Source organism: Aneurinibacillus tyrosinisolvens (genome assembly GCF_001015055.1).
In the GTDB taxonomy this organism is placed as follows: Bacteria; Bacillota; Bacilli; order Aneurinibacillales; family Aneurinibacillaceae; genus Aneurinibacillus_A; species Aneurinibacillus_A tyrosinisolvens.
Window position 1 is genome coordinate 1 of the sequence record NZ_BBWZ01000068.1, and the last position, 14,524, is coordinate 14,524.

Consider the following 14,524-nt stretch of genomic DNA (forward strand, 5'->3'; position numbering starts at 1 on the left):
CATGGTAAAGAAAATCGACTGCCGTAACAGCCGAATTTCGCTAATGATTCCAGTTAGCTTAGTAAACACGCTTAATTTATGATATAGCTCTCTTTATTTGATGTTAAATTATCATACCTTTTCGTATCTAAGAAATAATAAAGACGGCATCCGCAACACCCAAGTTTGCTAAAACTGTCATGGAACATGGTTATTATTCTGTCTAAAGCTTACGAAGCTATCCTTTAACACCAAATTCACATAATGCTTCCTGTACAGTTCCAAATATTTGTATTAAGGATAAATCCATTCCGAGTTGAGCAACCGTTTGGGCAACCTCAGGTCTTACTCCCGTTACAATAGAGCGAACACCAAGCAAACCAAGTACAGCACTCGTTTTAAATAAACAGTCAATTACCACTGCATCAAGTGTATAGATGCCTGAAAAGTCGCTAATTAAAGAATGGACATTTTGTTCCTTTACTTTTAAAGGTACATATTCCAAAATATATTTCGCTCTGTCTGAATCGATAGAACCCACTAGGGGCAACACAGCGACACCTTCTAAAATAGGGATGACTGGAGCTGATAGTACATTCATTTCTTTCGACACTTTCTCGAGTGTTCTTTCGATTTCTTTCCGCTGTGTTATATCTCTGACGACAGATTGAATCGCTTTTTTACCCTCATAAGCAAAAGGAGTACAATTTGTTTCTACTTCAACGAGCCTACCATCAAACCGTCTTAATTTTTTTTCGATAATTCCAATTGGTTTATTTTCTTCAAGAACAGATTGTATCTGCCTTATCGTCAGCTCTCTATACTCTTCGGGTATAATATCGAATACAGATTTACCTATAACTTCCTCACTAGAAGCAGCTCTTAAAAAATTTACTCCTGCTGGGTTTATGTATATGAATTTCCCATTTTGTTGAATAATAATTGCCTCTGCGGAAGACTCAACGATTTGACGGTACATTTCTTCATCCGTGTTATTTTTCATAAAAATCCAACACTCCTTACTAAAAGCTATACTTTTTATTTTTACATGAACATTAAATGACTCTAATTCTTTAAATTTCTTTTACAATAAGCACAGACATAAATCTAAAACATCCTTCGAATCGTATTAAGGCACAGTTGGAAAGACACCGTATTTTTAAAACAAACGGATGTTAAAGCACAAAAAAAAGGGTACTATACTATCTAATTGACTTTTACTACATAAAAACAGAAGCGATATTGCTATGATTTTTGGAAGCAGACGATGCGACGCTTGTTCCGTTCATAATGATTGGGTAGGAAGTGTAGAAAATGTGGAAAACGAACAGATAACAAACCTTATTACTAGAAATCGAACGCTCGTATTTGCTAGGTTTAAACAGGAATATAACCCCGATTAATATACCATCATTACGTAATGTCCGTTTTGTAGAAGTAAGAATGAATCTTTTTATATCCCTAAACAAAACAAGCCAGCTTGATACTAAGCTGACTTGTTTGATTGTCGAATGCAATAGATGCAACCATCTAAAGGTGATTATTTAAACCACTTCTCCCTACCTCTAACGCTAATGCCTGAGCAAGATTTGCCTTTATTGGCGTTCCTTCAAAAGAAATTCCAAAACTTACAGCTGTTTGTGCGATTTCAGGTCTCATACCAGATAATGTAGATTTGACTCCAATTAAATTTAGAGCTTTTATGAGATGAGAAATTTGCTGTGCGACCATTGTGTCAATCATGACAACCCCAGATAAATCAATATAAAGATGTGCTATCCCCTTGCTCGCACATTGTCTAAGTGTATTTTCGAGAATGATTTTAGCGCGGGTCGTATCAATATCCCCCACTAATGGAAGAAGAGCCATATGATTCGCTAGCATAATCACAGGTGAACTGAGTTCATTTATGATTTCCTGCTGAATTTTTAGCTTTTTTTGTGTGTTTTTATGGGCTTCTTCTGCAAACACCTGAATCGAAATCTCGAAAGCTTTATTAATCAAATCATTCCACAAATCAATATCCTTTTGCTTAATTTCTTCGTTATGCAATTGAATAAATTCCTTTATGTAATGCAAATATAATTTTCTTATTCTCCCAAATTCACGAATGACATAATGAACGGGGGTTCTTAAATGGGCTGTATCTTTTGCAATCATAACGATCCAGTCTCTAAAAGGCCCCCAAAACGCAGATTCCTTTTCGGCAAAAAGTTGATTTAAGTGCAGGTTGAAATCAAGATTTTGTTCCCTCAATGTACTTACAACCACAGGATCGCTCGAAGCATAAACGGACGTAGGATCGTTATCTTCTATGGAGTCGTACCATTCATCGCTAATTTGCTTGGCATGTTTCTGTAAAAAATCATACAATTTTTGATTTCTGTGCATCCTCATTCTCCCTCATCGTGTTATCAATTCTATCAAATAAAAAACTTGTCTGTTTTGTATCAGAAACTTCTTCATCCCCTGTCCTTCTTCAAAACTGAAACCTAATCGTTTATGTATTAGCTGATATTTCCTATCCCAATTTACCCCAACCTAATTCCTAATACCACTAACATTTCATGATGAAACGAGGATTTTATGCCTGCTTTTGTCTACTTTTATATGAATGACAAAAAAAGAAACTTGTTTTGAGAAACCAGATGGGTTGCCCCATCTACATAATGAGTATTGTTACGCTATACTGCCCGTTAGCACAGTAAATAATAAAGTGGACCCCATCGTCAAGACACGATTTTTAAGAATCTAAGGTGGGGGTAGAACGAGGAGGTTCTACTTGATGGCAGCCAGTGGAGATTTTAATTTGGCATGAAGGGGAAGTTCCCACCGCGTTCTGTTCTTACCGTGTATTTTCTTTCTTAGGGACTCGCCTGTCAAGGGACAGTTAGAGTTTGAAAGGTGAACCCGTAAGAAAGATCGAAAAGGAGGGGGACGCTTCTCTATACAAAGAAGAGGGAAGCGGGCGTTTGGTACTTGAGAGATTGATGCGGCCGCTCGTGATTATAGAACGCCAAAAAGTTTGTCAGCTCTCGTCGAGCTTCTTTCGGACTTTCATAGTCCTTCAAGTACACCTCTTCGTACTTGACCGTGCGCCAAAGACGCTCGGTGATGATGTTATCCAAGGCTCGACCCTTGCCGTCCATACTGATTTGAATGCCTTTGTCTTTCAGTACATCCGTGTACTGAGGGCTTGTGAAATGACTCCCTTGGTCGCTATTCAAAATAACAGGTTGGTGCTGGTGCAGGGCACGTTTCACGGCTGCCAGGACAAAATCCATTTCAAGAGACTGGTCCAGCTCCCAGCTTACGACATAGCGAGAGTACCAGTCAATAATGGCGACTAAGTACAGCCAGCCCCGCCGTAAGCGAATGTACGTAATATCAATGCCCCACACATGGTTCGGATGGTCAATCGTCAGACCGCGCAAGAGATACGGATAAATTCGGTGCTGGTGGTTCCTTCTGCTTAGGTTTGGCCCTGGCGCAATCCCGGCGATTCCCATTTCTCGCATGTGGCGTTGAACCGCTTTTCGATTGACTGTGAAACCGCCTGTCCGCAATTGAACGGCGATGCGTCTAGAGCCGTAAAAGGGATATTTCGTATAAATCTCGTCGATTCGGTGTTTGAGTGCAACCTCCTCTAATAAGGGCCTACGGGCCTATAGTACAGGCTCGAGCGGTTGAGACTCAACAGCTCAGCTTGCGCCTTGATGGTGAGTTCAGCATTTTCCCATTCAATCATGGCGATGCGCTCATCTCTCGTCTTTAATGCCAGATTTTTTTTAAAGCCACGACAATTGCGTGGTTAATTTTCCAACCTCGGCGTATAGGTTTTCAATCTGTTCTTTATACTGTGTCTTTACCTGCTCCAACTTTTTGTTTTCATTAGAAAATAGTTGTGGCATCTGTTCAATGGCTGCTTTTTTCCACTGCCGAAGTTGATTAACATGGATCCCATACGTGGAGGCAATTTCATTTAGCGTTTTTTCCTCCCGCAAGATTTCTAGCACGATTTGAGATTTAAATTCAGCTGTATAGCTTTTTCTTGTCTTCATAAATCTACTTTAACATCTCCTTATCTCGTGTCTAGATTGTTGGGTCCATTATAAAAAGGGGTAGTATTAACTTTAAAATCTAAGTTAAACACACAAAAACCTCTTCTGAAAAAAGAGGCTTTTGTGTGGTGGAAGATGTTCATCGGGATAATTCTCCTGCTCTTCATCCTACCTGCTTATAGGATACTAACAATCTATGCGAGGGATATAGAGAAGTGTTAGGTATTTGCCTTTTTCAAGTCGGAATGTACGATAATCTGCACGATGCAAATAAAAGAACCCTTCTGTTCACCAGAAGGGTTCTTTTGTGCTATTTATTACTCACATGCACACGCAATAATAACGAGTAGGATAAAAAGTACGAGAATAATCCCGATTTCCTCACCACAACCGAAACCTGCCATTTTTCTTCCCCCTCCTTTTTATCAAAGAGATGATATCAGATTATGTGAATGGGTTTGGACGAGTGTTGGGCGATTACCTATGAGATGGAACTTTGTTAAAGGGGGGATCAGTTAATCAATGAGATATTAGTGTCTGAAAAAGCCCTGTTTTCTTCAAAGTACGATTTCTGTTTTTCTCCGAATTTTTCCGTTCAACTAACATTTTATATTTTGAAGTGTAATGCAGCCATCTGTAAGTATCCCAGTATGGTAAACCCCATAGCCATCAAGTTAAGAAATTTTTCTAGCCCAAAATGATAAAAATTCATTGTCTTTTCATGGATAATTACTCAAAGCATAAATTTTCTTTGTTCGCTGGCTATTGAATAGGCTTAACTTGATAGGCATGTGGTAAACCTTATTGGAACATGAAATGAACAACGGTAGAGTCTGGGTTGGTACAGTTCCATTTAAGCATCCCAAAATAAAACACCTAAAAAATTTATAAAAGTATACTTTTGCAAACATAATAAAAAAAGACCCACCAGCTAAGCCGGTGGATTTTGTTCTTTAAGGAAGGTTGTCTTTTATTGAATTTGAGTATTTGCTGTTTGTGTACTGTTATTATTAACAGGTGTTTGTGTAGCAGTATCAGGAGTAGCTGGTTTAGTACTATTTCCTTCTTCATAAATAACTACCGCTTTGGTTTCAGGTTCATATTGCACCTTCGTGCCAAAGGTCTCACTAATAAATCGAATAGGAACTAAAGTCCGTCCGTTCATTATTTCAGCGGGAACATCGAGCTTAACCTGCTGATTGTTTATGTAAGCAGCCGTATCTCCAATACGAAGTTTTATCTCAACCCCATTTTTTGTAACCGTGATAGTTTGCTCCTTTTGATTCCAAGTTACAGTTGCTTCTAAGGATTCAGAAATAGCTCGGAATGGAATCAATGTGCGACCTTGCTTGACTACAGGAGGAACATCAACCTTTAGCTGTTCACCATTAACAAAAGTATTCATTCCAGTTCGACCCATTTTTTCGTACATTTTACCTAACTTCTTATAGTATTCTAAGTTCTGAAGGTTTTCTTTTATTGCTTCCTTTTGAACAGCAACAGCTTGATTCATATCGCCTGATTGCTCATAAATCTGGGCAAGTTCCCCGAGGTAATCTTCAATCTTTTGTAATGATTCTTTTTGTTTTTTAATCTGTTCACGTAAAGCCTCTGCATTCTTTTTCAATTCATCTTTTGATTGACCCTTAAGTGCTTTTAAAGCTTCCTTTAATTGTTTCTCTGATTCGTTGTCTGCTCCATCTTTGTTTTCATCTTTATGGTGCTTGTCTTTATGTTCATCATCGTGTTCGTCTTTATCTTCATCATCGTGTTCATCTTTACCTTCATGATTGTAATACCAATTAAAGTTTGATGAGTTTCCCTTAGATGGTTGTGTTGCTGGTTGTGTTGCTGGTTGTGTTGCTTCTGGTTGTCCTGTGATTGGCTGTAATGTGATTTGTGGCTCATTAGCAGCAAAAACAGGCGTTGAACTTAACGCAAAAATTAAACTAAGTGGCACCAACCTTTTCATTCATAAATCCCCCTTCAATAATAAAAAGCCTATCCGATTACCGAATAAGCCTATCCTGTCGTATAGGTATTCGGTAGCTGGCTGGCATCGTCAACGACATTAGCCCCTATAGCTTTGCGTCACCATTTTTCAATGAGTTTGCCTTTATCGAATAAAACTATTTGTTCAATAGTACAACAATTCGACATTTTTTTCATAGGTAAAAAGTCATCAAATATTTGTCTATTTATCAGTTTTTATTGTTATAATTCAAATTGTTTAATCGTTTTTTGGTAGTAATAGCAACCTCTAATGCATCAAACTTACTATGCATATCATCAGCTAATGTTTTGTTTTTGTCTTTAATTTGAGGAAGCACAGCTGAATGATAGGCTGAATGCATTTAATTGAACGTCACTTCTGCCTTTTGAAAATCCCCGGTATTAACTTCATTTTCAATAATAGTTAAGCCGGTTAATTCGACTTGTATAGGATTCGTTGTGTCAGCGTGATTGCGATCCATGTTTGCCAGATGGTCATGTTGATGATGTCCATCTGTCTGATGGTTATGTTGCTGGGATTCTCCCACTTGTTTGGATTGAGCTTGTCCAGGTTGCTCAGACAAACTACATCCTGTCTGTACCAATGCAAGTAGTAAAATAGCTGATATAAGTATTGTTTTGCTTGATTTCATTTTTACATCTCCCATGTTGTTTTATTTGTAAGGTCTTCTTATCGTCTTCGTTTGAACCACATCCATATGCCTGTCATGCTTAATACAAGCATACATATTGCTCCTAAATCAGTAAGCCATAGGATCGATACTGACCCGACTGTTCCGGTATGTAAATTAAATATAAATTGTTGGAGCTTCATTTTCGTCTCTACATTGTACCCGATAAGTGAACGATGATTTAATAATAATCCAGTAACGGCCATGAGAATGACCAAGAGCGAACCGATAAGTCCTGTTATTCGATGAATAAGTCTAAGAGTAAAAGACATAAGCAACTCCTAATGCGAAGGAACTTAAATAAAATAACTATGTTTCTTTGATAAGTAATAATTCTAAGGACTACTTTAATTCGACCTTATTTACAACCCATGTTGGAAAAAAGTAATCAATAAAGAACCAATGATTTTCTTGCATGATTATGGAACATATAAAGACCGCCTTTCCTGACGGCCTTTATAAAACAACAAAAATGAAGTTCATTTAACCTCGTTTTTTCTGTTTCCGTGGTTCACTTGCTGCCTGTGGTTTGCGTCCTTCCTTTGACTTGCGCTGTTCCCGTCCTTTTTCCGGTTCCTGTACCGCTCTTGATTCCTGCCTTTCCTGTAGTTCTTGGCGTCGTTTACGACCAAAAAGACCCATTCTTCCACCCTCTTCTTTTTTTATCTAAAATCTACTTGCATATTATGTGGAATAAAAACAATGGTTAAATGAATATATCGTTTTATAAGCACAATATGAAAATCGGGCGCATAGAAGAAAACACCCGATTAGATAAGAAAGAAGGTTCTACGTTGAATGAGCATGTAGGTAATTCGGGTACCATTCACTCTATTGTCATCACTTACTTTGTGAAGGATTCCTTGCTCCTACGTAATGAACAAAGGAATCCTTCCTTCGTTAGTCTTTATCAGTATCCATCATAGCCATATATTCGCCGTATCTTTTTCGGATGGTTGGATCAAATCCCGGAATTGACCTCGCTTTCTGTATCGTTGCTTCGTATCGTTGGAATGAATTTTTCGCCATTCGCTTAACGTCTTCCGTACTAAGTGATGACATCCCCCCTTGTATTATTCCGTTAGCGTGAATGTATAGGAACTGACTATCCTGGTATTGCGCCTACATGCTGAATATTTAATGAATAGAGAAAAGGTTGTCCTTCCAGGCACTCTCCTTTTTATTGTTCACCTCGATTTTTTTGCATAAATCATCTTTTAAGCAATAATCTTTTAAGGAATTTAAAATACGTTTTAAGGAGGGAATGTAAGATGGAAAATATGATGATGTCCATGGAGAGAATGATGTGCGAATTGAAATGCATGAAAATGATGATAGATAAAATGAAAAGTATGCCTATGGAGATGGATGGGAATATGGAGATAATGAAGGCTAAAATACAAGAGTGCGACGAAATGATGAGCTCTACAATATCCATCATAAGCGAAATGAAAGAAAAATACTGCTAATAAAACGCTGCTATAAATAATCCAAGTATTGAAAGCCGTTTTACTTCTTTTTCAAAATAACAGCTGACTTTAAACGTTTGATAATGTTCGTTATGAAAATGAGATAGCCCGTGAAATATAAAACCTCCCTTGTAAAGATTCATGGCGTTTTTTGGCTTAATGCCAAAGGATACACTAGATACAGCGTTTCATGATGCCACTTTTTCATTTATAGTTATTCAATTGGTAAGATACGTAGTTTATGCCAAATATGCATTATCATCTGTTGGGAACCCCTGAGCGGAATCGAAACGGTCAGCACGTTATCGCGGTTGTTTGCCTTCGTCTTTTTCGTATCCACATTGGCTGGTAATCGAATGGTTTTTAGGATCCTTCCCGGTGTAGATCCGATCATAATAGATAACCAGTCGTTTGAGGTTTCAACCCGTATCTCTTTCCGGTTGTATTCTGAAAGCTTCACCTGGATAATTACTTCATTTCCTTTTTGTTCTATTCGTGTGGTCTCCGTGTTTGAGACGTTTTCAGACTTCTGATTGGAAGTATGTTTTGACATCATCGTATCCCCCTCTCAGTTTCCATACAGAAAATTGTTTTTCCCATTGGCTACATACAGAATAGGACTTGTGGTTTTTTATGTGTAGTCTGTTATCCTAAGTAGGTAGAATTAGGTATCTAGAAGTGGTTGAGGGAAAAGGAGACCAGCACATGCAGGGTGAAGTGAAATCGATACAGAAGAGAAAGAGAAGGTCTGTCGGAGAAGCTCCCTCTTTCGTATTTTTTAGTCACTGGTTTACAGTTTACTTTTAAAGGGCATTCTTACTGAATGCTCTTTTTTCTTGTGTTGTCTCCTATAATCTCGGCTATGTAAAAACGAGCCGGCGTAAGCTGATTCTAAAATTAGGGGAATTGTTACCTGTCCGACTCCACAGGAATCTTTAGACAAAAACCTTGCAAATTCTTTGTTTACATGTACTAACGTCCTGAAAATCAGTTTCTTGTTGTACTCGGAAAACAATGGCCTGGACTTTTCTCCTCATGTTCTCTCCTCTTTCTCCTTTTGTATGTTTATAAACTGGGTACATGCACTATCTCTATTATGCCTTTTTCAACATACTATGATATGGGACGCATTCGTACAAAAGAAAAAGGAGGTGTTTTGTCATGAAAAAGAAGGTCAGTCCAAATCGGAGAAAAGAACTGCCTATCATTAACCAACGATTATCAGGAATTGAAAATACGCTGCATGAGCAATTATTAGAAATTAAAAATACGTTGCATGAAATAGAAGGCCATGTTAGGGAGACAAAGAACAATAGGGAAAAAATCGAAAATATTCTGGTAGAACTAGCGGAGGTTAAACAGCATCTAGCCGAAAGAAATAATAGATGGCCCAGGAAGCGGCGCGATAAGGGCGAAGCAGAAGCGGCGACTACCCCAAATGGTACGAAAACGAGTAAAAACGATGGCTTCCTAGAGAATTTAATTAGCAGTATAGATTTCGCCCAGATTATGAAGCTTTTGCAAAGCCCAATGGTGCAATCTATGCTAAAAAACATCTTATAAAAACAAAAAACCACATATCCTTTAAGGAGGTATGTGCTCAAAGTGTGGATAACAATAGAGAATTTCTCGCAAAAAATATAACGCCTTAGATTGTCCCATATCGGCTCTTAGAGGCATAGAGAGCTATTTTTATACCGTAAAGTCATTAAATTTGTGTTGGCATTTTCAAAAAGATACTTTCTAGACAACCTTAACCGAATTGAGAATTCGGTTAAGGTTGTCTAATTTTTGCTCAAATCGTTCTGTATTATACATTTCATCAATCTTTCTCTGCCTATGCTACTTATTGCACATCGTACTTTATAGGCCTCATAAAGGCTTTAAAACTAGCATACACATCTCCTGCGAGATTTTGCTTTGCATCTATCTTCTTCTCTTTTTCTAGCACACGTACAGTTTGAAGAAACGCCAAATTTGTTGGATACTTTGTTTCTAAAATAACCATGCATTCCCTCTGAAAAATTGCTTATCTGTTCTTTCATTTTTATCCCCCTTTCGAATTTTTATTGACTTTCTAATCAAAGATTGGAGGCTTTTGCCCCTTACTTTTGACGAGTACTCATCATATGTATAATACGAACAGGAGATAGGAAAAGTGATAAGAAAAGGTCTAGGTAAAGGCATTATTTTTTGTTAATAGATGAAAGAGGAGGAAAGGAATGATATCCTGGTTTCTTTGGTTACTACTGGGGGTGGCCCTCATCGTTGGTACCTATTCCTATTTTTTTGTAGTGAGATTTCGCGAAATAATCGGCTGCCATATCGGAATGAATATCACCATGACAGTAAGCGGACTTCCTGGAGTCGCATTGGGTATTGTATGAGCCTACCAATTCCCTTCTATAATATACCGGTTACCATCTTAAATACACTTGTAGCTATTACCATTGGTATTTTGTTTGGAGCGCTTAGTGATTTTCAAACAGTAATCAGCGGAGGACTAAGCGGTATGATGGCAGGAATCATGGGTCCCATACCGGGGGCTATGGCCGATAAACCGTTTCTTTTACTGCCGTTTATTACAACACTATTGAGCCTTTTTTTCTTTTGTTGTTGTATGTTTTTCTGTAAGCTTAGAAGAAGGAGAACAAGGAGAAACTTCTAAAGACGGAATGGAGAGGGGGAAAGACTAAGGTACAGCCTCAAACGTATATGGAATGGCATTTGTTCTTCCGTCTTTCACAATATGGATGTCAGCTATCCACTCTCCAGTCATTGTAGGGGTAATTATTCCAAGAAAGCCCCCGTCCTTTTTTTCAACAGGCACTATAATCTTGCCATGGTTCATTCCTAACATTGACAATGTAATGGTTACCTCGGCGTTCTGTAGCGATTGGTCCTCTGTTTTTGTTGATGTGATGAAAAGTTCGTTTTTCTGGAGGACTTTTGCCGGCAAAGGATGTAGATGTATCTGGATATCAAGCTTTGGATGATTTGATTGCGGTTGAATGGATGTATTTTTTTCTGAACATCCTGCGAAAAACGATATCGTGAGAATTCCAAGTATGATAATAAAAGCAAGGGATTGTTTTATTCTATACACCCTTATGTTCCTCCCTCATTTTTTACGTTCATCTTTTGTATTCAGAGGTACCACGAAAAAAAACGGAAATTTTGTTCGCTAAGCAGCTTTTTATTTGGCGTAGTCTTCTCGGAACAGAAGGGTATAAAAACATATAAAATCCTAACTAATCCTTTTTGGCCCGTTCGTAAAAGTACACCATGTCTATACATTTTGTCTTGTTTCCGATAATCACGGTGATATAAAAGCCCCCTTTTGGGTGGTACAAAAGTGGGCGAAGAAGGATGGCCAGGGTGCTCGGGGAAGGTATCTGCAAAGTTTGCTTGTTTCATTCATATTCCGTACTAGTCACAAATTGAACATGAAATAATCACCAGAAAAATAAAGAGAACGAGAATCACCCCAACTTCTTCTCTAATTCCAAAGAATCTTGCTATTTCCTTCCCCCTTTTCACGAGAGATCGACTTCCATACTATGTGAAAAGGTAAGGACAAGCGTTAGGTTACAGCCTTAATTAAAAATTTTAGGTTTTTTGCTTACAAATTTTAAACGATGAATAAGGTAAAGTTCTTAGTAGAATCACCTTACTTTTTATCGATGACCGATTTGGCCTCTCATTTCACCGTTAGGATTTTGCCTGGTGTGTACATTAACATAGGCATTCCCCGAACGCATTTGACGGATTAATGTTCGTAGAGAGTGCCCCTGTAACGGACCTACTAAGTTCTCTCTTGTGATTGTACCTGTCACTATCGCTGCTCCTTTTCTAACAGAGACAGGATGTCGAAGCGGACCAAAGAGAAAAACCACGATCGGGCCGTTAACTCCCCTACGTCCTAAGTGGATATGACCCTCAAATGCATTTTGAATCTCTTCGATTTCTAAGCTGAACTCTAACCTACTCCCATCATCAAGTAATCGTGCAAAGAATTTTCCCTTTGCATTCGTAGATACGGGTGGAACTTCTTCTGACCCTCTTAAACGTGCCGAAAAGATTCTTATTTGAATCCCTCCTTTCGATATGTTAGTTCAAGTTATGATGAAGGAGAGATTGCTGATTGTTCGATTAACCATGATCAATAAAATTAATCTTTAATAATCGATTCTCTATAAAAACAATGATTTCTTTTGGGTGCACTTTCCTATACTCATGGATACAAGAAGAAAGACACCCTTATCAAGAGTGTCTTTCAAACTCTTCTTCTTGGAGGTCAAACGATTGAATGATGACTGTCCGTAAGCCATCCATACTGTGGACGCAGCACCACACATGACGGAAGATTTACTGTTAGATAACCATGCCACGTAGTTACGGCACCATCAGAAGGATGAGAATATTAATGTTCAGGATAGCTTGATAGGCATGTGGCGCTACCCCTATATTAAAAACAAAGGAAGAAGAAAAATAAAGATGACCTTACTTTAGCTTGCCAGAGGAAATGTCTCCCATTCAGCTCCATTAAACGGGTTTACCTTTCCCTCCATTTTTGAAATCCAATCTCTCTATTCTCTCCGCATCCACCATGACTCTACGATTTGCCAAGCGGTGGGAAGTTATATCCCTTCCCCATTAAATAACTTATCGCCGCAGCTTGTTTTAGTGCATAGGGGTATGAGGTTTCTTTCGCTTCTTTTAACCCGTGGTTAACCACCGGCGCAGTGACTGCTAATGTTTCATGTTTTAAATCATAGGGGTGAAAATACATATGATCATATAGATACATAGAGCAACACTCCTCTTCCCTGATTTTAGCTTATGTCTAGAATACATGGGTGTTGAGCCTAAAATCCTGTATTCCGAAGATGGAAACAGCAAAGATAGTTGTTCCATTTTTTAAGTCAACGTCTGATAATCTCGATTATATAAAACTAAGCAAAAAATCTCCTTCGCAAAGAGACTGCTGCAAAAGTGGGTGTTTGAGAAAATCGAGTCATTTTAGGGGGGACAAAAATGTCTCCCTACACGTTAAACGAGCCTTAGAAGCGATTCTAGAGGCTCGTTTTTCTTAATCCATTTTCATTTTTAAAAAGTATACGTTTGCTGGGTTCTCTATCTGGAACGTTTTTTACAGTAAGGATTATTGCCGTTCTCTTACGCTCCCATAGTTACACGCAAGCCGGCATAATGGTGATGCGATCCGTAAAGATTACAAAACATCCAGCATAGAGATTCGTAACAGACGTTCACTTTGGATCCGCTACATACAAACATTTACCAGCAAAAATTCGCTTGTATGTATGTTAGGATGGAACAAGAGTTAGAAAACACCAAATTTCAGATTAGGAGTGATAACATGAAAAAACTGCTAGGAGCTGCTCTTCTTGGTGCATCTTTGCTGGCATTCAACGTAGGTAGCGCAAGTGCAGCGAGTACCTGCCCCTTCGCCAACGGAGCACAAAATTTCGGTGGTAACACTGGAACACAACAATTGAATCCCGCTAATAATCAAGGATTAAATAATTTAGTTCAACAAGCTCTGGCTAATAACAATAACAGTAAAGGAATACCGGCGAAGCAGTCTACTTGTCCGGCTCAATTATTTAATGCGCCAGCTTCACAACAAGCAAAAGCACCGGCACTATCTTTTAATGAATTCCCATCTTTCATGAATTGTTTCAAGTAATAAAGACAGAAATGGGATTAAATACCCTAATGAATAGACAAGCGTAAAAGTCTTCGTGACGTCTAGGTAAAATAACAACTAAGCTTTTTTACTGATATGATATGCCAAAAGGACAGCGACTCGCTGTCCTTTTTCTTCTAATACGCGACCACTTATTGTCCAATCCTCTTGATACGATTAAAAGTCACGTGTATTGACTAGCCAAAGGGAGTCCAAGTCCCGGGAGCCCTACAAAAATCACGGCCTTAACCGGCTCTTAATGTGAGACATGTACGTTATCTGTTTCCACGTTACCAAACGCGAAATAAATTTTTCTTTCAAAAACGATAAGTTGCGACTGAAAATCTTAGCAGCGTCCAGGCTTCGTGTTCATCTTTAGGCCGTGAAAGTCGAATTAACGAATTGATTTGCAATAGCATGAACGCTTTCACTCTCGCTTCTCTTAACTGTGCAAACCTCCCTTCAACCAGGGACGATGACGATAGGGACCGATCGGGATTTGGATGAGGCTGGTTTTTCCTTGGGGATTTATCTTGTAAATTTCATCACACAGGTTTGCATCAAACCCCAGAAGCGGGTGCCCCCCCATTCCGATGGCGGACGCCGCTAACAGTAATCGCT

At 38.6% G+C, this 14,524-nt stretch carries 15 protein-coding genes, 2 pseudogenes and 1 riboswitch; of the genes and pseudogenes, 3 read left to right on the forward strand and 14 right to left on the reverse strand.

Annotation, left to right across the window (positions count from 1 at the left end):
- Nucleotides 1-217 precede the first annotated feature (217 nt).
- The 8 genes and pseudogenes from MBEAL2_RS26850 to MBEAL2_RS32110 form a co-directional block, all read right to left on the reverse strand.
- Nucleotides 218-982: a PAS domain S-box protein gene (locus MBEAL2_RS26850; RefSeq protein ID WP_047155287.1), complete on the reverse strand. Its 765-nt coding sequence runs from the start codon at nucleotides 980-982 to the stop codon at nucleotides 218-220.
- 527 nt (nucleotides 983-1,509) lie between these two features.
- The gene (locus tag MBEAL2_RS26855; RefSeq protein WP_047155288.1) at nucleotides 1,510-2,370 is read right to left on the reverse strand and encodes an STAS domain-containing protein; all 861 of its coding nucleotides are present in this window, start codon (nucleotides 2,368-2,370) and stop codon (nucleotides 1,510-1,512) included.
- Nucleotides 2,371-2,924: 554 nt separating this feature from the next.
- Nucleotides 2,925-4,040 (reverse strand): annotated as a pseudogene (locus tag MBEAL2_RS26860) (IS3 family transposase).
- A gap of 970 nt (nucleotides 4,041-5,010) precedes the next feature.
- Nucleotides 5,011-6,012, reverse strand: coding sequence for a copper amine oxidase N-terminal domain-containing protein (locus MBEAL2_RS29830; protein ID WP_052948052.1), 1,002 nt, complete (start codon nucleotides 6,010-6,012; stop codon nucleotides 5,011-5,013).
- Nucleotides 6,013-6,081: 69 nt separating this feature from the next.
- A riboswitch (cyclic di-GMP riboswitch) is annotated at nucleotides 6,082-6,165 on the reverse strand.
- Nucleotides 6,166-6,394: 229 nt separating this feature from the next.
- On the reverse strand, nucleotides 6,395-6,685 hold the full coding sequence (locus tag MBEAL2_RS26875; protein ID WP_047155290.1) for a hypothetical protein: 291 nt from the start codon (nucleotides 6,683-6,685) through the stop codon (nucleotides 6,395-6,397).
- 38 nt (nucleotides 6,686-6,723) lie between these two features.
- Nucleotides 6,724-6,996 carry a PepSY domain-containing protein gene (locus tag MBEAL2_RS26880; protein WP_047155291.1) on the reverse strand — a complete coding sequence of 91 codons (273 nt, stop codon included), beginning with the start codon at nucleotides 6,994-6,996 and terminating at the stop codon, nucleotides 6,724-6,726.
- Nucleotides 6,997-7,207: 211 nt separating this feature from the next.
- Complete coding sequence (locus MBEAL2_RS32105) at nucleotides 7,208-7,366, reverse strand: hypothetical protein (protein WP_161798308.1); 159 nt, start codon at nucleotides 7,364-7,366, stop codon at nucleotides 7,208-7,210.
- A 258-nt stretch (nucleotides 7,367-7,624) separates the two neighbouring features.
- Entirely contained in the window at nucleotides 7,625-7,786 is a 162-nt protein-coding gene (locus tag MBEAL2_RS32110) for a hypothetical protein (protein ID WP_161798309.1), read from the reverse strand.
- A gap of 209 nt (nucleotides 7,787-7,995) precedes the next feature.
- Between MBEAL2_RS32110 and MBEAL2_RS26885 the strand changes: the two genes are divergently transcribed.
- A complete protein-coding gene (locus MBEAL2_RS26885; protein WP_047155292.1) occupies nucleotides 7,996-8,193 on the forward strand; it encodes a hypothetical protein in 198 nt (65 codons plus the stop codon).
- A 214-nt stretch (nucleotides 8,194-8,407) separates the two neighbouring features.
- Here MBEAL2_RS26885 and MBEAL2_RS26890 read toward each other — a convergent pair whose 3' ends face one another.
- Nucleotides 8,408-8,749, reverse strand: coding sequence for an Hsp20/alpha crystallin family protein (locus MBEAL2_RS26890; RefSeq protein WP_152667945.1), 342 nt, complete (start codon nucleotides 8,747-8,749; stop codon nucleotides 8,408-8,410).
- A gap of 605 nt (nucleotides 8,750-9,354) precedes the next feature.
- Here MBEAL2_RS26890 and MBEAL2_RS26895 point away from each other — a divergent pair.
- Nucleotides 9,355-9,756 (forward strand): hypothetical protein, encoded by a 402-nt coding sequence (locus MBEAL2_RS26895; RefSeq protein WP_047155294.1) that lies wholly within the window; start codon nucleotides 9,355-9,357, stop codon nucleotides 9,754-9,756.
- Between the two features lie 283 nt (nucleotides 9,757-10,039).
- Here the strand turns inward: MBEAL2_RS26895 and MBEAL2_RS32115 are convergent, their stop codons facing one another.
- The 4 genes from MBEAL2_RS32115 to MBEAL2_RS26910 form a co-directional block, all read right to left on the reverse strand.
- Nucleotides 10,040-10,201, reverse strand: a complete 162-nt coding sequence (locus MBEAL2_RS32115; RefSeq protein ID WP_161798310.1) for a hypothetical protein — start codon at nucleotides 10,199-10,201, stop codon at nucleotides 10,040-10,042.
- Between the two features lie 684 nt (nucleotides 10,202-10,885).
- The gene (locus tag MBEAL2_RS26905; RefSeq protein ID WP_047155296.1) at nucleotides 10,886-11,299 is read right to left on the reverse strand and encodes a FixH family protein; all 414 of its coding nucleotides are present in this window, start codon (nucleotides 11,297-11,299) and stop codon (nucleotides 10,886-10,888) included.
- Nucleotides 11,300-11,870: 571 nt separating this feature from the next.
- Nucleotides 11,871-12,275 (reverse strand): CHRD domain-containing protein, encoded by a 405-nt coding sequence (locus MBEAL2_RS30775; protein ID WP_173427747.1) that lies wholly within the window; start codon nucleotides 12,273-12,275, stop codon nucleotides 11,871-11,873.
- A 533-nt stretch (nucleotides 12,276-12,808) separates the two neighbouring features.
- Nucleotides 12,809-13,003, reverse strand: coding sequence for a hypothetical protein (locus tag MBEAL2_RS26910; protein ID WP_047155297.1), 195 nt, complete (start codon nucleotides 13,001-13,003; stop codon nucleotides 12,809-12,811).
- A gap of 570 nt (nucleotides 13,004-13,573) precedes the next feature.
- On the opposite strand from MBEAL2_RS26910, the gene MBEAL2_RS26915 reads away from it, so the two are divergent.
- Entirely contained in the window at nucleotides 13,574-13,903 is a 330-nt protein-coding gene (locus tag MBEAL2_RS26915; RefSeq protein ID WP_047155298.1) for a hypothetical protein, read from the forward strand.
- A 442-nt stretch (nucleotides 13,904-14,345) separates the two neighbouring features.
- On the opposite strand, the pseudogene MBEAL2_RS33350 reads toward MBEAL2_RS26915, so the two are convergent.
- A pseudogene (locus MBEAL2_RS33350) lies at nucleotides 14,346-14,524 on the reverse strand (NADH oxidase); the annotation flags it as partial.